The organism is Labrys sp. (in: a-proteobacteria), from assembly GCF_047605565.1.
Lineage (GTDB): Bacteria > Pseudomonadota > Alphaproteobacteria > Rhizobiales > Labraceae > Labrys > Labrys neptuniae.
Genome location: NZ_JASGFM010000008.1, coordinates 141,222 through 164,670 on the forward strand (window position 1 = coordinate 141,222; position 23,449 = coordinate 164,670).

Below are 23,449 nucleotides of genomic sequence, written 5' to 3' on the forward strand. Positions count from 1 at the left end.
CTCCTCAATTGGTCTGTTTCTGAAACTCGAAGATCTTGCGCAGGAAGCCGGGCGCGATGGCCGAGAGAGGATTGACCGTGAGCACTGGCGCGTTGACCCGTCCCGATACCTTGAAGTTGATGGCGAACAGGCCGCCATATTGGCCGCCGCTGAGCAGTCCTCCGATGAGAGGGATCTTGGAGAAGATGTTGTTCAGGGCGTAAGCGGGCACGAAGGTGCCGGTGAGGTTGACCCTGTCTGTGCCATAGTCGAGATCGCCCGAGAGGCTGACGCCGACATCCGGCCCCCAGACCACGGAATCCAGGATGCCGATCCGCGAGGCCGTTCGGGTGAAGGCGAGTTCGAGCCTGGTGAACTGGGCTGAGTCGCCGCTGCCGGGGGCGTAGGAAGACAACTTGCCGGCGTTCTTCAGCGTGTCGCGGTATTGCCCCAGGGCCGTCTCGTTCTCCACCGAGAAGCTGCGCATCACCAGGCGGCCGCGCATATTGTCGATCACCGGCGAGAAGCGGGCACCGAGCGCCCCGCCACGAAGGCGGGTGTAGAGATCCAGGAAACGCATGACGGCGCCGGCATTGGTGGACTGCACCGTGACCAAATTGCCGCTGCGCCCCTCATTGCCCAGCGAGGCAGTGACCTGGCCGTTGGCCAGCCTGCCGCTGAGATCGAGCTTGCGGATCGTCGTACCCTTGCTGTCGAGCATCAGGCCCAGATCGGCAAGAGATTCGTCGTTGAAGCCGACCACCTGGCCGAGCCTGATATCGGCATTGATGCTGGCGCTGGCGCTGCTGCCCTTGGCGCGCTTCTGCAGCATCGACAGCAGAGGGCGGGCATCGAGCCGGTTGCCGCGCACGAAGACCTTCCAGCCACTGCCGAGCGGTTCGAAAACGCCCTGGAAATCATCGCCCGGCGACAGGCTGATCACATCCATCATCGCCTTGCGCAGCTTGTTGTCCGGGCCGAGTGTCACCGTGCCGCGCAGCGAGACCGACCCGCTCTCCACCGTCAGCTTGTCGAGCGTGCCACCGCCCTTGTCGGCGGGATCCCAACTGAAGCTGACCCGCCCCGGAACGCCGGCCGCCTTCTGCCAGCCCGGCAGCAGATCCTTGATGCGCACGGCCGCCAGATCGATATCCACGTCGTAGCGCGGGTCGCGCGGATCGGCGACCGGATGGATGTCGGCCTGGATCGGCCCGGTCAGCGCATCGCCGAAATCGAAGCCCTTCCGCTTCCTGGTGGCGTCGTCCAGGATGACGCTGAGGGCCATCTGCGGTTCCTGGCCCTCGGCCTTGCGCAGGTCGAAATTGGCGGGCAGGCCATCGAACACGCCCTTGCCGGTGAGCAGCATCAACCCCGGCTCGAGCGAGAGCTTCATCGTGCCGCTCTGCAGGCTGCTGCCGGCGACGTGGTCGATCGACATTCCCTGTACGCCGCCCGTGATCGCATATTTGATGTCTTCGGGGCGAGGATGGTCGATCAGCGGCAGGTCGAGCTTGACCTTGAGATCGGCAGTGCCGTTGACCTCATCGGGCCTGATATCCAAGCCCTTGGCGGCATCGGCCAGCGGCGGCATGGTCATCAGCCTGGCCACGGCCTGCGCCGGGCCCTTCACCCCGAAAACCGCGGACTGGTTCGGCGGCTTCTGGGCAAAATCACTGATCGAATAGGTGCCATCCGCAAGCGCGAGGGTGCCGGCATCGCCGGTCTCGACCGACGCGCTGTCGACATTGACGCTAAGATGGCGCCCGGAGAAATCGACCCTGCCCTCGACGTCGCTGATCGGCGGCAGCGTATCGATGATCTGGACGATGCCCTTCGACATCGGCACCGAGCCTGAAAGTGCTTCGTCCGGCAGGGGCGGCGTCTTGCCATTGACCGAAGCCAACGCTCCTTGCGGAATGGCGAGCTTGAGCGTCGCTCCATCGACGACACCCGCCTTGATATGGTCTTCCAGCCAGATCTTGACCTCCGGCACCGAGAAGACCGGCCACACCCGGTTCAAGGCCACCGCCGACAGGGTCTTGGCCTTTGCGGTCAGGTCGATCGCCGGGGTCTTGCCGCCGAAGCCGACGGCACCGTTGAAATCGATGGCAACCGTCGGTCCCAGCACCTCGCCCTTGTCCAGGCTGAGGCGGTTGGTGGCCGGATCATAACGTCCGGCAAGATCGATGCGGTCGAGCTTCAGCGGCGGACGTTGCTCGCGGCGGCTTGCCAGCAGCACGTTCGGTGCTTGCAGGTCGTAAGTCCACACCGGCCCCGTCGTATCGGAAGGCGGAACGACCTTTCCCTTGAAATCCAGGACGCCCTCGCCCGACTTGACCATCGCCTGGCCGATCTGGACGACACCGGCCGTCTTGTCCCAGTCCAGGCTGATCTGCGCGCCGTCGAATACGAAGGGAGGCTCCTTCGGCTCGACATTCCAGCTGCCTCCGGCACTGGCAATGTTGACCTGCGCCATCTCGACAGAACCATCGGGGTTGATGCTGGCCCGGGCCAGCACATCGAAGGAGGCCTTGACCGATGGCTGCTCGACACTCGGCGCCAGTGCTGCCACGAGTTCGGTGACGCCGATATTGCTGGCCTTAATGTCGATCGAGCGCGGTTCGCCGTCGCCGCCTTCCGTGGTGGCATTGATGGAGCCTCCCGCTGCGGCGAGAGCCACCGACAGGCCACCGGCCGCGGCGGTGCGGCGAACGGTCAGGTCGATGCCACGATGGACGATGTCGTGGCCGATCGCCTGGTCGTGCACCGCCAGCGCGGCGTCACGCAGTTCGACCCTGTCAATGGAGCCGATCGAGGCGATCATGGTGTCGAAGCCGTTCAGAACCGCCGCAAGCGACAGGGCTCCCCCCGCAGGCGGGGCCGTGCTGTCGACCCCGGCCTGGAGCGTGAACCGGCCGTCGATGCTGACATTCACGGTCGCAGCTGCCCCCTCGACCACGATCGAGCGCGCCGTGACGTCGCCGAGCAGCAGCGACGCCAGATCGAACCCGGCATAGATGCGCGGCGCCGAGGCGATGACGACGTCATGATCCCTCACGGTCACACCGCGGATCATCGCAATCAGCCCTTCCGGGCGCCGCTCGATCGCGACATCGTCCAGGCTGAGGCGATAGCCCGGCGGCAATTTGGCAGCGATGGCTTGGTGCACGGTCTGGGTGATGAAGGGCAACGATAGAGGACCATTGCCGAGCCGCCAGTAGAAGATGCCGATGGCAACCCCGACCACCACCGCCGCCGTAGCAGCCACGGAGACGGCGCTACGCAGCAATACCCGGCCGCTGCCGGGCCGCCGCCGGGGCGAAGAATCCGCCGGAGGCTCTTCCGCGGGATAGTCGTACGGCAACTGGTCCGCAGCGGTCTCCAGGGACGCCTGCTCATCGGCGGCAGCCGTCGCTTCATGCATTGCGTTGTGTGCGTCCCTCGCCATCAACGATTCGCCAGCCCCTTGCGATAAATCCTTCATGCCCCACGGCAATGCCGGCGAGATGATGGCCTCACCCAGGTTGCCGTACCGTTAAGGAGACGCAGTAGGATGAAGATGCAAATTGTTGAGATAAGCCGACAATTCCAGATCGCCTTATCCGCGGATACGCTGGGCAAACACACATCGAAGCAACTCGTCGCGAAAGACGGGCGCCCGGATGCAGAACGGCCTGGACCGCGCCTGTCCCGAAACATACACGATTGTGCTGTGACGTACCATTTTGCCGAAAGGAAGGCATATGCATCCCCTGCAGGTCGGCGAGGTCGCTCCCGCCTTTTCCCTCCCCCTCGCCGATGGTGGCACGGTCCGGCTCGAGGACTTTCGCGGCCATAAACTCGTGATCTTCTTCTATCCCAAGGCAGATACCCAGGCCTGCACGCGTGAAGCCGTGGAGTTCTCGGCCGCCAAGGCGGATTTCGCCGCCGCCGGCGTACACCTGCTCGGCATCTCGCACGATCCTGTGCGCAAGCAGCAGAAATTCGTGGCAAAGCACGGATTGACCACGGCTATCGCCTCCGACGAAAGCCTCGACATGCTCAACGCCTATGGCGTCTGGGGCGAAAAGCAGATGTATGGCCGCACCTATCTCGGCATCGAACGCACCACGCTGCTGATCGACGGCAAGGGCATCGTCGCTCGCGTCTGGTCCAAGGTGCGTGTGGCCGACCACGTCGCCGAGGTGCTGGAAGCCGCCCGGACCTTGGCTTGATGATGCGCATGCGAACCATTCCCCGCGTGAATGGATTGATCAATTCTCGCAATGCCCGCACGTAAGGCTGGTTCTTGTGCCCCCCTCGCCCTACGATGCGGCGGTCAGATGACGAGATCCCGATGAACAAACCGCTTGGCCCGATCCGCAGAGCCTCCGCCTGCCCGCATGATTGCCCCTCGACCTGCGCCCTCGAAATCGAGGTGCTCGACCGCAACACCATGGGACGGGTCTATGGAGCTGCCGACAACAGCTTCACCAAGGGCGTGATCTGCGCCAAGGTCGCCCGCTATGCCGAGCGCGTGCATCACAAGGATCGTCTGCTCCATCCCCTGATGCGTACCGGGCCGAAGGGATCGGGCCAATATAAGCGCATCAGCTGGGACGAGGCACTCGACCGCACCGCCGAGGCGATGCTGGCGGCCGAGCGGGATTTCGGAGCCGAAAGCGTCTGGCCCTATTACTATGCCGGCACCATGGGCCTGGTCATGCGCGACGGTATCAACCGTCTGCGCAATGCCAAGCGCTATTCGGGCCAGTACTCCACCATCTGCACTTCGCTGTCCTGGTCGGGCTATCTCGCCGGCCATGGCCGCATGACCGGCACCGACCCGCGCGAGATGGCGCAATCCGACTGCATCGTGCTGTGGGGCACCAATGCCGTGGTGACGCAGGTCAATGTGATGGCCCACGCCGCCTCCGCCCGCAAGAAGCGCGGCACCAGAATCGTGGCCGTCGACGTCTATGACAACGCCACCATGCAGCAGGCGGACGTCAAGATCATCCTCAAGCCCGGCACGGACGGGGCGCTGGCCTGCGCCCTCATGCATGTGCTGTTCCGCGACGGCCATGCCGACCGGGCCTATCTCGCTAAATTCGCTGACCATCCGGCCGAATTCGAGGCCCATCTCGCCAGCCGCACGCCGCAATGGGCTTCGGATATCACCGGCGTGCCGGTGGCCGATATCGAGGCCCTGGCCAGGCTGCTGGGCGAGCGGCCCCGGACCTTCTTCCGCCTCGGCTATGGCTTTGCCCGCTCGCGCAACGGCGCGGCCTCCATGCACGCGGTCAGCGCCATTCCCGTGGTGATGGGGGCCTGGCAACATGAAGGCGGCGGCGCGCTGCACTCCAATTCGGGCATGTTCGGCTGGCGCAAGACGCTGATCGAGGGCCTGGACGTGCGCGATCCCAAGGTGCGCGAGCTCGACCAGTCCCGCATCGGTCCCATCCTGACCGGCGATGCCGAAGCGCTGTGCGGCGGCGGCCCGGTGAAGATGCTGCTGATCCAGAACACCAATCCGATGTCGGTCGCGCCCGACCAGGACAAGGTTAAGCAGGGCTTTGCCCGCGAGGACCTGTTCACCGTGGTGCATGAGCAGGTGATGACGGATACAGCGCGCATGGCCGACATCATCCTGCCGGCGACCATGTTCGTCGAACATGACGATGTCTACCAGGGCGGCGGGCAGCAGCACATCCTGCTCGGCCCCAAGCTGATCGAGCCGCCGGGCGAATGCCGCAACAATCACGAGGTGATCAGCGCCATCGCTGCCCGCGTCGGCGCCGAACATCCCGCCTTCGCCATGGATCCGCGCGAGTTGATCGACCGCACCCTCCAGGCCTCCAATCGCGGCACGCTGGCGGAGCTCGAGGAAAAGCGCTGGCTCGACGTGCAGCAGCCCTTCGAGGATGCCCATTTCCTGAAAGGCTTCGGCTGGCCGGACGGCAAGTTCCGTTTCAAGGCGGACTGGCCGAAGAACCCCTATGCGGCGCCCGCCAAATTCGGGCCCGTGCATGACATGCCCGCCTTCCCCGACCATTGGACGGCGATCGAGCTGGCCGACGATGCCTTCCCCTTCCGCCTGACCACCAGCCCGGCGCGCAACTTTCTCAATTCGAGCTTCACGGAAACCCCGACCTCGCTCGCCAAGGAGGAACGGCCGGATGTGCTGATCCATCCCGACGATGCCGCCACCCATGGCATCGAGGACGGCGACAAGGTCGAACTCGAAAGTCTGCGCGGCAAGGTCCGGCTGCATGCCAAGCTCTTCGAGGGCCTGCGCCGCGGCGTCCTGGTGGCCGAGTCGATCTGGCCGAACAGCGCCTATGAAGACGGCAAGGGCATCAACACCCTGACGGGAGCCGACGCGCCCGCGCCGGTCGGCGGCGGCGCCTTCCACGACAACAAGGTGGCGATTCGCAAGCTGCCGGCGGCCGCCGCCTAGAGACATGACACACGAAGAGTACAACGCCTTCTGCGGCGCGCTGCCCGCCACCAGCCATGTGGTGCAATGGGGCGGAGCCCATGTCTGGAAGGTCGGCGGCAAGGTTTTCGCCATCGGCGGCCAGCAGGACGGTGTGCCGCGCTACAGCTTCAAGGTGAGCGAGATCTCCTATGAGGTACTCAAGGAGCAACCTGGCCTGCGTCCTGCCCCCTATCTCGCTTCGCGCGGCATGAAGTGGATCCAGCACTACGCCGAGCCCGGCCTGAGCGACGAGGAACTGCGCGACTATCTGCGCCAGTCGCATTTCATCGTCTCGCGCGGCTTGTCGAAAAAGGTACGGGCGGAGCTCGGCCTTCCAGCCTGAGGCGCTTCGGGGTCGGTGGAACCACCAATCCTGGCGAGGGCTCAGCGAAACGCAGGTCTGAGGCAAATTTGCGACTCCCCCCGGTCAACTATGCGTCCTTTTTTCACAAGCCCCGAGGCTTGCGATTTTGAGGACCGCCGGCCCATCATCCGCTGCCGCAGAAAGGGTTCATCGTGCCGATGGGCTTGGAACAGGAGCAGTGACTTGACCGACATCATCTTTCGCACCGGCGAAGCCACCGTGCTCGCCAAGGAAGGCCAATACACAGACGCCATGCCGGAGGTGCTGATCGGCTCCGTCGACGGGCCGGTCGGCCACGGCTTCGCCGCCATGCTCGGCCAGACGGTCGGCCATACCCGCATGTTCGTGGTGCGCGACCTCAACCAGCTCGTCCGCCCGGCCACGATGATGACGACAAAGGTGACGATCCACAATGCCGCCTATGTCGAGCTTCTCGGCGGCGTCGTTCAGGGGGCGACCGGCGACGCGATCGTCGACTGCGTCGTCGAGGGCGTGCTGCCGAAGGACCAGACAGACAAGATCTGCATCATCATCACGATCTGGCTCGATCCGCGCTGTCCGGCAGATCCCAATCTCGACAAGGCCGACCTCTATCGCACCAACTATGAGGCGACCAAGCTCGCCATTCGCCGTGCCATGACCGGGGAGCCCACCATCGACGAATTGATCGCCAACCGGAAGACCATCAAACATTATGCACTCGACGGCGTCGTCGAATATTGAGCCGGCATGAGGCGCCCCCGCCGCACTTCGGAAAGAGCGGTTAACTGATCATCAGGCTGTCATCCCCGGCCGAGCGCAGCGAGGGGAAGGGGATGACAATATTTCGGTTCATTCATACTTCGTGGGCTCCGAAGGAGTCGGCCGGTCGAGCGACCGACTCCTTCCCTTTGACAGACGTCATGGCCGACCGCACCATACGCGCCACACCACCGCTTCCGAGGTTGCACGTGAAAGGAGCCGGTCATGGCCGTCGATCGCAGCCACAAGCACACGCTGGGCAATCATCCCCTGCATCCTGAAACCTTGATGCTGGGCTATGGCTACGATCCGGCCCTCTCGGAGGGCTCGGTGAAACCGCCGGTATTCCTCACCTCTACCTTCGTGTTCCAATCGGCGGAGGACGGGCGCGACTTCTTCGACTACACCTCGGGCCGGCGCACGCCGCCCGCCGGCAGCGCGGCGGGGCTGGTCTATTCGCGCTTCAACCACCCCAACACCGAGATCGTCGAGGATCGCCTCGCCATTTATGAAGGCGGCGAAGCGGCTCTGCTGTTCTCCTCGGGCATGGCCGCCATCTCCATGGCCGTGCTGGCCTATGCCCGCCCCGGCGACGTCGTGCTGCACAGCCAGCCGCTCTATGGCGGCACCGAGACGCTGCTCGCCCGCACCCTCGCCGATTTCGGCATCGGACATGCGGGCTTCATGGACGGCCTTCATGCCGCCTCGATCAACCAGGCTGCCGACAAGGCGATGGCGGCAGGCCGGGTCAGCACCATCCTGATCGAGACGCCCTCCAATCCGGTCAACACGCTGGTCGACTTCTCCCTCATCGGCGCAGCCGCCGATCGCATTGCCGACATGCAAGGTGCACGACCGGTGATCATCTGCGACAACACGCTGCTGGGGCCGCTCTTCCAGCGGCCTCTCGGCCATGGCGTCGATATCGTGGTCTATTCGGCCACCAAATATATCGGCGGCCACAGCGACCTCATCGCCGGCGCGGCGATCGGCAGCAAAACGGCGTTGAAACCGGTGCGGGCGTTGCGCAGCGCCGTCGGCACCCAGCTCGATCCCCACACCTGCTGGATGCTCGGCCGATCGCTCGAAACCTTGTCGTTGCGCATGCAGGCGGCCGCGCGCAATGCCGTGGCCGTCGCCGATTTCCTGGCCGCCCATGCCGGCGTCACCGCCGTGCATGCCCTGCATGCTCTGCCGGAGGACAGCCCGGCGCGCCGGGTGTTCGAGCGGCAATGCACCGGCGCGGGCTCGACCTTCTCCATCGAGATCAAGGGCGGCCAGGCCGAGGCCTTCCGGCTGCTCAATGCCCTGAAAGTGTTCAAGCTCGCTGTCAGCCTCGGCGGCACCGAGTCCCTCGCCAGCCATCCCGCCTCGACCACCCATTCGGGCGTGCCGGCCGAGCTGAGGGCCCAGCTCGGCGTGACCGATGCCACCATCCGGCTGAGTGTCGGCATCGAGAATGCCGAGGATCTGATCGCCGATCTCGCCCAGGCGCTGGAGGCCTGAGCGGCGGTCAATCGTAGAAATGGGGCGCCTGCCTGAAGCCGGCCCAGGCTTCGGGATCATGGCCCGGCACCACGGTCGCGCTCACCCGATCGGCGAGGAAACGCAGCTTGCGCACCGAGCGGGCCACATCGCTGGCCGAACTCATCAGGCCCGGCAGCGCCTTCTCGTTCCAGTGGTCCCAGGTATAGGCGGCATCGATCGCCAGCAGGAACGGACCGCTGTTCGGAAGATCGACCATCACGGATTGATGGCCGGGCGAATGGCCCGGCGTGAACAGGATCCGGATGGTGCCATCGCCATAGAGATCGAAATCGTCCGTCGCCTCGCCGTCCAAGAACTGCCAGACAAGACCCGGCCGGTCGAAATCCCGGCGGACATAGGCCGCCGCCGTGAACCAGTCCGGCGTGAAGGCATATTCATATTCCCGGCGTTGCACGATGTGAGTGGCATTGGGAAAGCGCCCGATGGCGCCGGTATGGTCCGAATGCAGGTGCGAAAGCAGCACGAAGCGGATATCGCCGGGCCGGATGCCGAGCGCTTCAAGCTGGGTGAGGCAGCCTTGTTCGGGTGCCATCACCGGGCGGAAGACCTCGACGCTGCCGCCCCAATAGGCCCTGGGATCGGCAAGGCCCTCCGCCGCCAGGCCACCGTCGATCAGCACTGCACCTTTCGGATGCATCACCAGGAACCAGGGCACCGGGATCTCGCAATCCTCCCCCTCGCCCTGATTCATCTTGATGTGGTGCAGCTTGCAGCGCTGGGTGCCGGACTGGAACATATACAATCGTAGACTAGACATTTGAAACTCCGACGGTCCGTCGGCTCCTTCAACGCGGATCGCAATTGTATAAGGGCGCGCTTCCAATCGGAAAATCGGGAATATATGATATCATCCATCAGGAAAGCAGATGGATAAATGCGCCCCTTCGACCTCGATCTCCTGCAGACCCTCGTCGCCATCGCCGAGACAGGCAGCCTGTCGGCAGCAGCGCCACGGGTTCATCGCTCGCAATCGGCCGTCAGCGAACAGATGCGCAAGCTCGAGCAGCATTGCGGCGTGACCTTGCTGGTGCGCGGCAAGCTCGGCGCCAGCCTCACATCCGCCGGCGAACGCCTGGTCGTGCACGCACGCCGGCTGCTGGCACTCAGCGAGGAGGCTTTTCGCGATGTCCTGGGTATGCCGCTCGCCGGCGATCTGCGCCTGGCCATAACCGACTATTTCCGCCCGGCGACGATCACGCTCCTGCTCAAGCGCCTGCGCGAGCGCTATCCGCAGCTCAAGCTGCATGTCGCGACCCGCCAGAGCCTGATGATCGAAAACCGCCGCGACTTCGACATCGGCCTGTCCATGCGCCTTCTCGACGACGACAGTGCGTCCGACGAGGACGGCCGCATCCGGCTCGGCCGCGAGCCCTTGTCCTGGATCGCCTCGCCCGCCCTTGCCCTTGATGCGGCCCGGCGTCTGCCGCTGGTCGTGCTTCCCGAGGCCTGTTCCCTTCAGCGCCTGATCATCCGCACGCTCAACCAAAGCGATATCGACTACGAGATCGCCCATTCGGCCGCCGGGGTCGCCGGTCTGCATTTGGCGCTCGCCGCCGGCCTGGGCTTGGCCTGCCTCAACCGTTCCGCCATACCGGCCGGCATGGCCACTCTCGATGGCGATTTCGGCCTGCCGGCCATGCCGGACATCGAATTCTCCATCCTGCCGCCCCAGGCCGGCGAATCCGCCCTTGTGGCGGAAGTCCGCCATTTGCTGGCCAAGGAGCTTGCCTGATCGGGCTGCTCCAAACGCGAAGAGGGCAGCCTTTCGGTAAAGCCGCCCTCGGAATCCTGCCCGCCGTTTGGGAGCGCTCTATTTCTGCGCGCCCGGCCCGAAGGACTGACCGTTCACCGTAACTTTGCGGGCAAGACTGTCGAAGTCGATGTCCCAGGTCAGCCGGCCGTCCGGCCCGGTCTTGGCCAGCCCCTTGAGGAAGGCGATGCCCATGGCCGCACGCTGCGGCCCGGGATCGGAGGCACCGGCCTTGCCGAGAGCGGCGGCGATCTCATCCAGGTTGGAGGCCGAAACCGTCGCCTTGCCCTGCTGCGCCGGCAGCAGCGACGTCTCCCCCTGCCCCTTCACGTCGAAGGCGGGCGCCGTCAGGCTCTGGCCGAAAGCGAGCTTGGGCTGGCCCGCCAGAAGCAATGGCATCAGCGCCGCCTTGAGCGCATCCGGTTGAGCCGGTTTGGTGTCGGTGCCAACCTCGATCATCTTGCCGGCGATCGTCTCGAGATCGAGCCCGGTCAGGTTGAAATCGAGCGTCGCCTTTTCCGGCACCAGAGACTTGGCCCAGTCGGGCAGCATGCCATCCGGCAGGGCAAGGCCGCTCATGGCCAGATTCAGGCCGACATTGCCCGTCTTCACCAGGCCGTTCGAAGCGAGGTTGGTATCCACCGTGGCAATCCTGATGATGCCCTTGGGCGTCCCCACCGTCATGTTGTCATAGCGGATCTGCGCGGACAGTGTTTTCCACAGCGGCAGCACGGCCTTCAGCTTGGCCCGCGCCTGCTCCTGGGCCGCCTTGCCATTGTCCCCCACCTTGCGGGCCGCGAAATAGGCCAGGGCCTGCATGAATTGCGCGCCACTGGAGCCATTGGCCACGAAAGTCTCGTGCACGCGATCCGCACGCAGCACCATCGGCGGCGCCGGATTGGCGGGATCCTTGACGGTAACCGTCTCGACGAGGTCCAGCAGGTCGCCCGTCACGTTCAGATCCGTCGTGCCGGCCTCCCCCGTTTTGCCGGTGATGGTGAAATCGATCTTGCCGACGGTGGCGTCGATGTCCTCGAGCGGCGAACGCATCGTCAGGGCGGCGGACTCGCAACGCATGGCCTGTTCGGTGAATTGCTCGGCCTTGGGATCATAGACGCCCTTTCCGGTACAATTCTTCAAGCGCTGGACCAGTTCGCTCTGCGGTCCGGCCTTGCCCGATTTGTAGACCATATCGAGCGCAGGACTGTTCTGCTCAAAAGCATATTTACCGTCCCCCTGGGGGATCAGGCGGGCGGTAAACGGGCCGAAGCTGAATTGGGCGCCATCTGCAGGCAGGCCGAGCTTGCTGCTGCTGACATCATAGGTGAGATCATAGCTCTCGCCATTGGGTTTGACCGTGACGATACCCTTCTCGAACACTTTCGGGCCGAGATAGCGGGCGATCTCGTCGCGGATCGCCTTGGCGCCTTGCTCGGTGGCGGGTTCAGCCAGGGCCTGTGAGGAGACCTGCGTGACAAGCGCCACGCTGGCCAGAATGACCCGGCGCCGAACACCGTATTTACGCTCAGATTTCTTCAGGAAAATCATAAAATACCCGGTCTGCCATGTGAAAGATTTCGTCCCCTGGAGCAAAGCCATTTGGACGGAAACTCTACTTTGCTCCAGCTCTCTGGTTCGGCGTGTCTTTGCGATTCTTGACGTTTCCGCCAAATCTCCCAACGCTTTGTGCCACAGGTGAAAGCGTGCTGCCTGTGAAATTTTGCTGCAAGCTATGTGTTTGAATCACCAGACAGCGTTGCTACTGGCGCGTCCCGGGCCCAAAGGACTGGCCGTTCACCGTGATCTTGCTCATCTGCCTCTCGAACTCGACATTCCAGATCAACCGGCCATCGGACCCCGTCTTTGCCAGGCCCTTGAGGAAGGCGACCCCCAATGCAGCGCGCCGGGACATGGGATCGGAAACAGCCGCCTTGGCGAGAACTGCGTCTATGGCATCGACACCCGCAGCCGAAATGATAGCCTTCCCTCCTTGCGAGGGGAATATCGACGTCATCCCCTGCCCCTTGATGTCGTAGCCCGAGGCCGTTGCCGTCGCATCAAATGCGAGTGTCGCCCGATTATTGCTGAAGACACGCAACAAAAGAGCATGCATTTCCCCTGGCACCGGCGAGCCGCCCCTGGTAGCCACCTCGATCGCGCCATCGACAAGGCTTTCCAGATCGAGATCTTTCAACCTGGTATCGAGCGTGATCTTCTCCGGCACCAGGATGGCGGCCCAACTGGGTAGCACGGTTCCGGGTACCTGCATGCCGGAAACACTTAAGGTCCCATCCAGGTCGGTATGCTCGACCAGGCCCTCATTCTTCATGGCTGCGTCGATGACGGCGAACTTGATCGGCCCACGAGGCGTGCCCCAACTCAGATTCTCATAGTGCGACTTCAGCGAGACATTGCTCCAAAGCGGCATGACGCCCTTGGCGAGCGCCTCAATCTCCGCGCGCGTTGCAGTGCCAGGCCCGCGGAGAAACCGATCGGATAGAAAAGCAAAGGCTGTCGTCAATCCAGTCTTCCTCAGGCCCGAAACGGAAAAATCGTGACGAATTCCGTCGACTTTGGTGGTCATCTCCGGTTTCGGCAGCGACGTCGGCAAGGCATCGCCAATCCTGGCGCCGAAGGTTTCGACAAAACTCGATACCTCATAGGATATCCGGCCATCGATGTTGCCGTCCGCCACCGCCGTGCCGGCCAACTTGAGACTGATGAGCCCTGTCTTGCCCTCCCCTCCAAAGACACCGACGGAGTTGGAGGCGGTGCTGCTTTCGCATTGAAGATTGCCCTCCGAAACCAGGAAGGCATCCAGATCGAGCAAGCCTTCACCGGAACAGTTCACCAAGCGACGCGATCCTTCTTCGCTGAAAAACAAGGCTGGGTTCCTGTAAGTCAGCTCGAGTGTGGATTTGGGAAGTTCGAAGGCAAAGCGTCGCTCTCCCTTCGGCGTGAGCCGGAGGGTGAAAGGCTTCAGGCTGAATGTCATCCCATCGCCGGGCAGGCCGAGCTTGGCACTACCGATGGCGAGTGCGAGATCGTAGCCCTCGCCATCGGGCTTCACGCTGATGACGCCCTTGTCGATCCAGACCTTGCCGAGATTGCGGCCCAAGGCGTCGGTGATCTCCCTGGCACCGCCATCTGTCGCAGGCCCGGCGACGGCCGGCTTCCCCGGCAAACCGATGGCCAGCATCATACCGGCTAGCAGGGTCGTTCTAACGGTCTTGTGCCAAACGCCGAAACAGCTCGAAGCAACCATCGATTCCTCGACTAACTGGACGAATGCCGACCTTTCCTATGCCACATCACCGGCCGCCTGACTCATGAATCCGTCTGGTGAAAGCGTGGGAACGTTCGATGCCGACAACCCTCTTTATAATTCCTCCAACCATTTGACATGCCACTGTCATGTCGATGGCCAAGAAGGAGCGCATTTCAAGCTGGAGAGTCGCCATGCGCTTCATCGAAAGACCTCTGTCACGCCGCCGCTTCCTTACCGCAACCGCCTCAACCGGCCTGCTCGGGGCCACGGGTACGTTCGCCATGCCGGGCCTGTCCCGCGCCGCCGACCGCCCCGAAGTTACGGCCGGCCTGCAGTCGGGCGACGTCGCCGGCAACAGGGCCGTGCTGTGGTCGCGCACGGACCGCCCAGCCAATGCGATCTTCGAATGGTCGACGACCGAGAGCTTCAAGACGGTGAACCGGCTGCCGACGGTGACCGCCTCGCCCGAGACCGACTACACCGTGAAGATCCTGGCCGAAGGCCTGCCGGCCGATCAGGAGATCTTCTACCGCGTGCGCTTCCAGGATCTCGCCCATACCAGCGTCGAGAGCGAAGTGGTCACTGGGCACCTGCGTTCGGCCCCGGCCGGACTGCGTGACGTCTCCTTCGTCTGGTCCGGCGACACGGCCGGCCAGGGCTGGGGCATCGATGCCGACCGCGGCGGCATGAAGATCTATTCGGCCATGCTCAAGCACAATCCGGATTTCTTCATCCATTCGGGCGACAACATCTATGCCGACGGCGTGATCAAGCCCGAGGTGAAGCTGCCGGACGGCACCGTCTGGAAGAACATCGTCACGCCGGAAAAGTCCAAGGTCGCCGAGACTCTCGACGAATATCGCGGACAGTACAAATACAACCTCATGGACAAGAACTTCCGCGCTCTCTACCAGCAGGTTCCGGTCATCACCCAGTGGGACGACCATGAGGTGACCAACAACTGGTCGTCCTCCAAGGACCTGCTCAGCGACGATCGCTACAAGGAAAAGTCGATTGCGGCCCTGGCGGCGCGCGCCGCACAGGCCTTCCACGAATATATGCCGATCGCCACCACGCTGGCCGAGCCGCGCCGGGTCTATCGCAAGATCCCATACGGCCCGCTGCTCGACGTCTTCATGCTCGACATGCGTACCTATCGCGGCCCGAACGGCGCCAATCTGCAGACCACCGAAGGCGGGGAAGCGGCCTTCCTCGGCGCCGAGCAGCTTGCCTGGCTCAAGCGTGAGCTCGCCAACTCCAAGGCGACCTGGAAGGTGATCGCCGCCGACATGCCGCTGGCTCTGGTGGTGTGGGACAAGGCCGAACAGAAGAAGGGCTTCGAGGCCGTCTCGAACAACGACAATGGCAAGCCGCTCGGCCGCGAGCTCGAATTCGCCGATCTCCTGCGCTTCATCAAGGCGGCCGGCGTCAAGAACACGGTATGGCTGACGGCGGACGTCCACTACACCGCCGCCCATTACTACAACCCGGACAAGGCGGCCTTCCAGGATTTCGACCCCTTCTGGGAATTCGTCTCCGGTCCGCTCCACTCGGGCACGTTCGGCCCCAACGACCTCGACATGACCTTCGGGCCCGAGCTCAAATATGTGAAGGCGCCGGAAGGCGGCCAGCAGAACCTGTCGCCCGCGGCCGGCCTGCAATTCTTCGGCCATGTCGCCATCGCCGCCGACACGCGGGTGATGACCGTCACCCTGCGCGACGCCGCCGATGCGGCATTGTGGTCGACGCACCTCGAGCCGAAGCTGGGCTGAGGCCGAAAACCTTCTCCCCTTGCGGGAGAAGGTGCCGTAGCGTGGTCCCATAAGGACCACGCGTTCAAGTAAAGAACGTGGGGGCGGATGAGGGGTGTCGGCGCATGTCTTGGAAGGTCATGCTTCTCCCCTCATCCCCCTGCCGGGACCTCTAGTCAACTCAAGAGAGTTGACGATACCCGCGGGGGGAGAAGGCCACCATACTCATCCCCGCACGTAAAGATCCTTGTAGGTCGTCTGCAGCACGTTCTTCTGGACCTTGCCCATGGTGTTGCGCGGCAATTCGTCGACGAAGAGCACGCGCTTGGGCTGCTTGAACTTGGCGAGACGCCCCTCCAGGGTCTGGAGGATCGTCCGCTCCTCCACCGTGGCGCCGGGCTTGCGCACCACGACCGCCGTCACCCCCTCGCCGAAATCGGCATGCGGCACGCCGATGACGGCGCTTTCGAACACGCCGGGAATGCCGTCGATCTCCGTCTCCACTTCCTTGGGATAGACGTTGTAGCCACCTGTAATCACCAGATCCTTGCCGCGCCCGACGATATGGACATAACCATCGGCGTCGATCTTGCCGAGATCGCCGGTGATGAAGAAACCATCCGGCCGAAACTCGGACCTGGTCTTTTCCGGCATGCGCCAATAGCCCTTGAACACGTTGGGGCCCTTCACCTCGATCATGCCGATCTCGCCCTGCGGCAAGGGCTCGCCCGTCTCGGGCTTCACGATGCGCAGGGAGATACCCGGCAAGGGCATGCCGACGGCGCCGGCCACGCGCGCGCCGTCATAGGGGTTGGAGGTGATCATGTTGGTTTCGGTCATGCCGTAACGCTCGAGAATGGCATGGCCCGTACGCGCTCTCCATTGCTCATGAGTCTCCGACAGCAAGGGAGCCGATCCCGACACGAACAGCCGCATATGGGCGGTCGCCTCGGGCGTGAGGCCCTCCTGCTGCAGGAGGCGCACATAGAAGGTCGGCACGCCCATCATGGAGGTGGCCTTGGCCAGGTGGTGCAGCACTTCCGCCGCATCGAAGCGCGGCAGGAAGATCAGCGAGGAGCCCGCCATCAAGGTGGTGTTGATGGCCACGAACAGGCCATGCGTATGAAAGATCGGCAAAGCGTGCAGCAGCACGTCGGCCTGGCTGAAACGCCAATAGTCGGCCAGGGTGACGGCGTTGGACGCCAAGTTGCCATACGTCAACATCGCGCCCTTGGAGCGCCCCGTGGTGCCGGACGTGTAGAGCAGCGCCGCCAGGTCGTCCTCGCCGCGCGCGACGTCGTCGAAACTTTCCGGTGCGCCTTTCGCCGCCTCGGCGAGCGACCCGTCGTCATGGCTTCCCAACGTCGCGACGGCGGCACCGAGCCGGGTGCCGATCTCGCCGAGTTCGCCCGCCTTTTCCGGTGCGCAGACCAGCAGGCGCGGTTCGGCATCGCCGACGAAATAGTCGAGCTCGGCCTTGGTATAGGCGGTGTTGAGAGGCACGAACACCGCACCGGCCCGCACACAGGCAAGATAGAGAAACACCGCCTGCGGGCTCTTCTCGACCTGGACGACCACGCGATCGCCAGTCTCGACCCCATAGCCGCGCAGAGCGTTGGCATAGCGACCCGACCAGGCGAGCACGGCGCCATAGTCGAAGCCGCTGCCGTCGGCGAGGGTCAGGAAGGGTTTCCCCGGTTCCGGCATCCGGGAACGGATCAGGGTGAAGAGATGGTTCGACACGCAAATTTCCTCAGGGATTGGATGACGGCCGGCCGGCCGTTTTGGAGTTGGCAGCGGGCGGCGGCAAGGCCGGTACGGCCGGCTTGCGACGCGCGGGCTTCGCTTCCACGGTTTTCAGGAGCTTGCGCACGGCCGGGCTCGCGGCGATGACGCCCTGATTGGCGAAAGCCTCGTGATTGGCCTCGATGGCATCGAGATCGTAGAGGTAGTTGACCATGAGGCCGCCGGCCTGGCGCAGCCCGTTCGGCGAAACGTCGCCGCGCCAGTTGATGCGTTCGAGACGGGCGCCATTGCCGAGATGGAAGCGCGCCACCGGATCGACCGGCGCGCCCGACGATGTTCTTGCAGCGAGGAAATAATGGGCGGCAGCCGCGAGCTGCGCCTCGCGCATGGTCTCCGTCGGCCCGGTGCCACCCTGCTCGGCCGGCCTGAACAGCCCCTCCAGCACCGTCAGATCGGCCACGCCAGGAATATGCGGCTCGTCCTTGGCGAGTTCGCGCTTAAGCCAGCCCATGAAGCCGGGAACCGGCGACAGGGTGACGAAATTCTTCAGCTTCGGCAGGTCGCGCCTCAGTTCCTCGACCACCTGCTTGATCAGGAGATTGCCGAAGGACACGCGGCGCAGGCCGACCTGGCAGTTGGAGATCGAGTAGAACACCGCGGTGGTCGCATCCTCGGCCCGGATCGGCTTGCGTTCGAGATCGAGCAGAGGCGCGATCGTCCCCGGTATGTCCTGCGTCAGGGCGACCTCGACGAACACCAGCGGCTCATCCGCCATCTGCGGATGGAAAAACGCGAAGCAACGCCGATCCGAAGGCTCCAGCCGGCTGCGCAGATCGTCCCAGCTATGGATGGTATGCACCGCCTCATACTGGATGATCTTGGCCAGGATGTTCGCCGGTGTCGTCCAGTCGATCCGCTTCAGCATCAGGAAGCCCCGGTTGAACCAGGACGAGAACAGATGGGCAAGATCCGCATCGAGGGCCTCCAGCTTCCCATTACCCGGCAGGCCGGCGAGTACGTCCTCGCGCAGCCGTACCAGGGCAGCCGTGCCCCCGGCGGGGCGGTTGAGCCGGCGGAAGAGCTCCTGGCGTCTCGGCTCGGCGGCCACGCTGAGCTCGGCCATCGCCCGGGGCGACTTGTCCTGCAGATAGGCCTCTATCGCCGCATCGAGGCGCGGCTGGTCAGGACCGAAGCCGTCGGCCAGCGCCGCCAGATGGTGCCGCCTTTGTTCCTCATCGGCCGCGGCATAGGCGTCGAGCCATTGCTGTGCCAGGGCAACACCGGAAACTTCGCCCCGGCCGGTCAGCAACGCATTGCTGAGGGCCAGCAGATCGGCCGATCGCACCGGGGATGCGGGGCGTTCGAGGCCGATGAGGCCCCTCCCCCGTTCGGCGACCGCTTCCAGGAATTCCTGCAGGAAGTTTCTGCTCATCGCTGTTCACCATACCCTGTCAAGGTCGAGTCATTGGGATTACCCCATGATCAGATCGGGCAGCCAGGTGGCGAGGCCTGGGATCAGGCAGGCCAGCACCACCGCCAATGCCATCAATCCGACGAAAGGCAGCGTACCGCGCATGATATCCCCGAGCGGGATATCCGGCGCGATATTCTTGATCACGAAGATGTTGAGCCCCACCGGGGGATGGATCAGGCCCATCTCCATGACGATGGTCATCACCACGCCGAACCAGATCAGGTCGAAGCCGGCCGCTTTCAAGGGCGGCAGGATGATCGGCGCCGTCATCAGGATGATCGAGACCGGCGGCAGGAAGAAGCCGAGGACGACCACGAAGAGCAGGATGGCGGTGAGCAGCAGCCATTTCGACAGGTTCAGGCTGATGATCCAGGCTGCCGCCGACTGGCTGATCTGGAGATAGCTCATCACATAGGAATAGAGCAGCGACATGCCGATGATCATCAAGAGCATAGTCGATTCCCTGAGCGTGCCCGAGAGGATCGGCATCACCTTGGAGGGCCGCCAGATACCGTACATGGCCGAGATCACCGCCAAGGCGAGCACGGCACCGACGCCGGCCGTCTCGGAGGGCGTCGCCCAGCCGGCATAGAGCACCACCATCACGCCGGCGAGGATGGAAACGAAGGGCACCACCCAGCCGATCATGCGAAGCTTCTGGGCGAAGGTATAGCTCTCCTCGTGCAGGATGGCAGAGCGAATGCCGGTGCGCTCGGCCTGCACCAAGGCCTGCTGCTTCTCCTTGCGGTAGTGCAGCATGGCGTAGACGGCGAACATCGTCATCAGGAGCAGGCCCGGGCCGATCCCGGCCAGGAAAAGCTTGCCGAGCGAGACCTCAGCCGCCACCGCATAGAGCAGCATGGTCACCGAAGGCGGCAGGAGGATGCCGAGCGTGCCGCCGGCCGCGATGATCCCGGCGGCAAAGCCGCCCGAGTAGCCGCGAGCCCGCATCTCCGGAATGCCGGCAGCGCCGATGGCGGAGCAGGTGGCGGGCGAGGAGCCCGCCATGGCGGCGAACAGGCCACAGGCCACCGTGTTGGCAACGCCCAGCCCGCCGGGAATGCGATAAAGCCAGGCATGCAAGGCCGAATAGAGGTCCTTGCCGGCATTGGAACGGCCGATCGCAGCCCCCTTCAGGATGAAGAGCGGGATGGCGAGAATGATGACATTGGCCAGTTCCTCGTAGAAATTCTGTGCCAGCGTGTCGATCGAGGCCGCTGGCATGAACAGGATCATGAAGGTCAATGCCACCACGCCAAGCGCGAAGGCGATCGGCATGCCCGAGAACAGCACGATCAGTGTTGCCGCGCAGTAGGCGACGCCGATGCCCCATTGGGGCAGGCCGGTCAGCAGCGGCAGCGGCGGCCGCGACCATAGGCCGAAGGCAACCACCGCGAGCAGCACGATGATGCACACCGGAAGCGATCGTTCAGCCACCTGCAGGGCGACCTGCGCAGCCAGCAGCACCATGCCTGCCGTCAGCAGGGAATAGGGAATCCACAGAGGCGGGCCCCAGGCCGAATGCGAGGTCTGCTCGTCCACCCAGGCTTCGTGCAGCAGCGAGCCCGATTTCCAGGCGAACAGCACGCAGAAGAACAGCACTAGCGCATCGACCACCAGCCGCCTGGTGCCGGCGGCAGCCGGCAGCCAATGGTCAAGGATGTCGATGCCGACATGGCCGCGCACCGCCTGCACCGAGGCCGCCGACAGGAAGATGGCGCCGGCGATCAGGTAGATGGTGACCTCATCCTGCCAGAGCACCGACTGGCGCGTCACATGCCCGGTGATGACACCGAAGGTGAGGACAACGGCCGCTGCCAGCAGAGCCACGGCCGACAGCCGGAAGGCGACGGCGTTGACCATCCCGAACACCCGCCGCACCCCACCTGCCTGCTCCGCCGGGCCGGCTTCGTCGGCGGCAAGGATGGCGTCATGCTGGATCGAGCCGCCATCTCACGCCACCTTCTGTGCGAGCTTCAGCAACTCCGCAGCTTCGCTCGAGCGCGCCGCATAATCCTTCCAGGAACTGGCTTCGGCGATCTTGCGCCACTCGGCGAGGTCGGCCGCACTGAAATCCGCGACTTCGACACCCTTGGCCGCATAGACCTTGGCGACCTCCTCGTCGTCGTGCTGCGCCTGCTTGGTGGCCCAGCCTTCCATTTCGGCGCCGACGTCGAGCAGCACCTTCTGCTGATCGGCCGGCAGGGCGTCGAAGATCGCCTTGGACATCAGCAGCGGTTCAAGCATGAACCAGAAGGAGCCTTTCCGCGCCGAGGTCAGCGATTTGGCGAGTTCCTCCAGGCGGAACGAGATCAGGCTGGTCGACGAAGTCACGGCCGCGTCGAGCGCACTGGTCTGCATGCCGATATAGATTTCGTTCGAGGGCATGGTGGAGACCTGCGCCCCGGCAGCGGTGAACATCAGGTCCATTTCGCGGCTGCCGCCACGGATCTTCAGCCCCTTGGAGCTGTCGGGCGTCAATACCGGCTTGCCGCGCGAGGCCACGCCGCCGCCCTGCCAGACCCAGGCGATGATCTTGATGCCCTTGGCCTCCAGGATGCCGGAGAGCGCCTTGCCGATCTCGGCATTCTTCCAGGCCGCACCTTGCTCATAGCTCGTCACCAGGCAAGGCATCAGGCCCAGATTGGTGGCATGCAGTTCGCCGCCGGCATAGGCGACCGGAAACAGCGACATGTCCAAGGCGCCGCGGCGCATGGCCGAGAATTGCGCATTGGTCTTCATCAGCGAAGCATTGGCGTAGACGTCGAACTTTAGGGCCCCGCTGGTGCGCTTGTCCACCTCGGCGGCGAAGATGCGGCAGAGACGGTCCCGAAAATCGCCCTGCTCCGCCGTGCCGCCGGGAAATTGATGCGACATCTTCAGCGTGGTGGCGGCGCGGGCAGCGCCGGCGGACCGGATGACCAATGGCGTTGCAAGTGCGGCAGTCAGGATCTGCCTCCGGGTAAGCGACATCTGCCTCAAGGCACGTGACATGGCGTTTTCCTCTTCAATCCATCCGAGGCTGGCTGGTTCCGCCTGCGGTTGCATTCATCATTATTGCAGTTTTGAAACAGTTACAATAAAATTGTATACAAGTTTTGCGTGATTGACTCCGTTGTCCCGGGAGTCGTACGAAATTGCGGAGGATATCGGCCATGAACGAAAAACCCGCGACGCGCCTGCGCAATCAGATCGAGGAAGAAATCGCCACCGGGGTATTCAAGCCCGGCGATCGGCTTGACGAGGTCTCGCTGGCAGCCCGGTTCGGGGTCTCGCGCACGCCGATCCGCGAGGCTCTCCAGCAATTGGCGGCCGCCGGCCTTGTCGAGATTCGCCCCCATCGTGGCGCCATCGTCAGTGCTCCCGATCCCAAGCGCCTGATCGACATGTTCAGCCTGATGGCCGAATTCGAGGCGATCTGCGGGCGCCTCGCTGCCCGCCGCCTGCTGCCGGGCGACGAGGCCGCGCTGAAAGAGACACTGGAAGCCTGCCGCAAGGCGGCCGACAGCGGCGACATGGATGTCTATTACTACGAGAACGAGCGCTTCCACCGCGCCATCTATGTCGCCAGTGGCAACGACTTCATCGCCGAACAAGCCACCGCCCTGCACAAGCGCCTCGCCCCGTTCCGCCGGTTGCAACTGCGCGTACGCAACCGCATGCGCACCTCACTGGCCGAGCATGAGGCCATCGTCGACGCTCTGCTCGCCGGTGACAGTACCCTCGCCTCCACGCGCCTTTATGATCACGTCGCGGTGCAGGGCGAGCGTTTCACCGACCTGATCGCCTCGCTCAATCGGGCGGCGGCCGAGTAAATCCGGCGTTTCAGCACCATCACCGATCTCCCCTTCAGCACCCGTCGCCCTCGGCAGACAGGGCGGGTATCCGCCCGTCCTCTCGAGCCACAGGCGGGCCATCTCTATTCTTCATATTATTCATACTAATGTCACGAGCCGGCCCTATGAAGCCCACAACGCGCTCGCCGTCGAGACTCATGCCGAATTGATCGGGCAAAAGTGTCCAAGCGGCCAACCCGTGACCAAGCATAAGTTACAATTGACAGGATCCAAGGCTTAACGCGCTATTTCGTTGAGATCATAGTGTACGCTCTGCGGATGACGGTACGAACCGGCAACCGAATGCTTTGTTTGTACCAGGCACACGTCGGCATGGAATTTTCCATACTGGCATGACTTCCATATCTGCTTCCCATTATCCAGGGCGAGGCCATTGTCCGGCGCCCATCGGGAGGCCATGGCCCGGCGGCAGCCGCCACCGGCCGAGCTAGCTCGTCACCCACCCAATCCGAACATCATCGCCGGCTTGCAGGCCGGCGAACGCTGCCGCGCAACCACAAGAACCTGCCCA

16 protein-coding genes and 1 pseudogene are annotated in these 23,449 nt (G+C 63.9%); 8 read left to right on the plus strand and 9 right to left on the minus strand.

The annotated features are described in order from the left end of the window. Positions 1 to 4: 4 nt before the first annotated feature. On the minus strand, positions 5 to 3,403 hold the full coding sequence (locus tag QM672_RS10540) for a DUF3971 domain-containing protein (RefSeq protein WP_415082432.1): 3,399 nt from the start codon (positions 3,401 to 3,403) through the stop codon (positions 5 to 7). 319 nt (positions 3,404 to 3,722) lie between these two features. On the opposite strand from QM672_RS10540, the gene QM672_RS10545 reads away from it, so the two are divergent. From QM672_RS10545 to QM672_RS10565, 5 genes are all read left to right on the plus strand, one after another. Next, on the plus strand, positions 3,723 to 4,193 hold the full coding sequence (locus QM672_RS10545; protein WP_311935333.1) for a peroxiredoxin: 471 nt from the start codon (positions 3,723 to 3,725) through the stop codon (positions 4,191 to 4,193). A 122-nt stretch (positions 4,194 to 4,315) separates the two neighbouring features. Continuing rightward, a complete protein-coding gene (locus tag QM672_RS10550; protein WP_311935335.1) occupies positions 4,316 to 6,418 on the plus strand; it encodes a molybdopterin oxidoreductase family protein in 2,103 nt (700 codons plus the stop codon). A gap of 4 nt (positions 6,419 to 6,422) precedes the next feature. Next, entirely contained in the window at positions 6,423 to 6,782 is a 360-nt protein-coding gene (locus QM672_RS10555; RefSeq protein ID WP_311935337.1) for an MmcQ/YjbR family DNA-binding protein, read from the plus strand. A 204-nt stretch (positions 6,783 to 6,986) separates the two neighbouring features. Next, positions 6,987 to 7,526: a formaldehyde-activating enzyme gene (fae, locus tag QM672_RS10560; protein WP_311935339.1), complete on the plus strand. Its 540-nt coding sequence runs from the start codon at positions 6,987 to 6,989 to the stop codon at positions 7,524 to 7,526. A gap of 243 nt (positions 7,527 to 7,769) precedes the next feature. After that, the gene (locus QM672_RS10565; protein ID WP_415082435.1) at positions 7,770 to 9,050 is read left to right on the plus strand and encodes a cystathionine gamma-synthase family protein; all 1,281 of its coding nucleotides are present in this window, start codon (positions 7,770 to 7,772) and stop codon (positions 9,048 to 9,050) included. A gap of 7 nt (positions 9,051 to 9,057) precedes the next feature. On the opposite strand, the gene attM is transcribed toward QM672_RS10565, so the two are convergent. After that, positions 9,058 to 9,849 carry an AttM family quorum-quenching N-acyl homoserine lactonase gene (gene attM, locus QM672_RS10570; RefSeq protein WP_415082437.1) on the minus strand — a complete coding sequence of 264 codons (792 nt, stop codon included), beginning with the start codon at positions 9,847 to 9,849 and terminating at the stop codon, positions 9,058 to 9,060. Between the two features lie 117 nt (positions 9,850 to 9,966). On the opposite strand from attM, the gene QM672_RS10575 reads away from it, so the two are divergent. Then, complete coding sequence (locus QM672_RS10575) at positions 9,967 to 10,824, plus strand: LysR family transcriptional regulator (RefSeq protein ID WP_311935346.1); 858 nt, start codon at positions 9,967 to 9,969, stop codon at positions 10,822 to 10,824. A gap of 78 nt (positions 10,825 to 10,902) precedes the next feature. Here the strand turns inward: QM672_RS10575 and QM672_RS10580 are convergent, their stop codons facing one another. Together QM672_RS10580 and QM672_RS10585 are read right to left on the minus strand one after the other, a co-directional pair. Next, positions 10,903 to 12,390, minus strand: a complete 1,488-nt coding sequence (locus tag QM672_RS10580) for a hypothetical protein (RefSeq protein WP_415082440.1) — start codon at positions 12,388 to 12,390, stop codon at positions 10,903 to 10,905. Between the two features lie 211 nt (positions 12,391 to 12,601). Continuing rightward, entirely contained in the window at positions 12,602 to 14,107 is a 1,506-nt protein-coding gene (locus QM672_RS10585; RefSeq protein ID WP_415082442.1) for a hypothetical protein, read from the minus strand. Between the two features lie 194 nt (positions 14,108 to 14,301). Between QM672_RS10585 and QM672_RS10590 the strand changes: the two genes are divergently transcribed. Further along, entirely contained in the window at positions 14,302 to 15,882 is a 1,581-nt protein-coding gene (locus QM672_RS10590) for an alkaline phosphatase D family protein (protein WP_415082444.1), read from the plus strand. 204 nt (positions 15,883 to 16,086) lie between these two features. Here the strand turns inward: QM672_RS10590 and QM672_RS10595 are convergent, their stop codons facing one another. From QM672_RS10595 to dctP, 5 genes and pseudogenes are all read right to left on the minus strand, one after another. Beyond that, on the minus strand, positions 16,087 to 17,604 hold the full coding sequence (locus QM672_RS10595) for a malonate--CoA ligase (RefSeq protein ID WP_415082446.1): 1,518 nt from the start codon (positions 17,602 to 17,604) through the stop codon (positions 16,087 to 16,089). Between the two features lie 10 nt (positions 17,605 to 17,614). Next, positions 17,615 to 19,039, minus strand: coding sequence for a malonyl-CoA decarboxylase (locus QM672_RS10600; protein ID WP_415082448.1), 1,425 nt, complete (start codon positions 19,037 to 19,039; stop codon positions 17,615 to 17,617). 39 nt (positions 19,040 to 19,078) lie between these two features. Continuing rightward, positions 19,079 to 20,422, minus strand: coding sequence for a TRAP transporter large permease (locus QM672_RS10605; RefSeq protein WP_367623430.1), 1,344 nt, complete (start codon positions 20,420 to 20,422; stop codon positions 19,079 to 19,081). A 96-nt stretch (positions 20,423 to 20,518) separates the two neighbouring features. Further along, a pseudogene (locus tag QM672_RS10610) lies at positions 20,519 to 20,944 on the minus strand (TRAP transporter small permease); the annotation flags it as partial. A 90-nt stretch (positions 20,945 to 21,034) separates the two neighbouring features. Continuing rightward, positions 21,035 to 22,075: a TRAP transporter substrate-binding protein DctP gene (dctP, locus tag QM672_RS10615; protein ID WP_415082450.1), complete on the minus strand. Its 1,041-nt coding sequence runs from the start codon at positions 22,073 to 22,075 to the stop codon at positions 21,035 to 21,037. Positions 22,076 to 22,236: 161 nt separating this feature from the next. Between dctP and QM672_RS10620 the strand changes: the two genes are divergently transcribed. Then, complete coding sequence (locus tag QM672_RS10620; protein ID WP_311935360.1) at positions 22,237 to 22,896, plus strand: GntR family transcriptional regulator; 660 nt, start codon at positions 22,237 to 22,239, stop codon at positions 22,894 to 22,896. Positions 22,897 to 23,449: the final 553 nt, after the last annotated feature.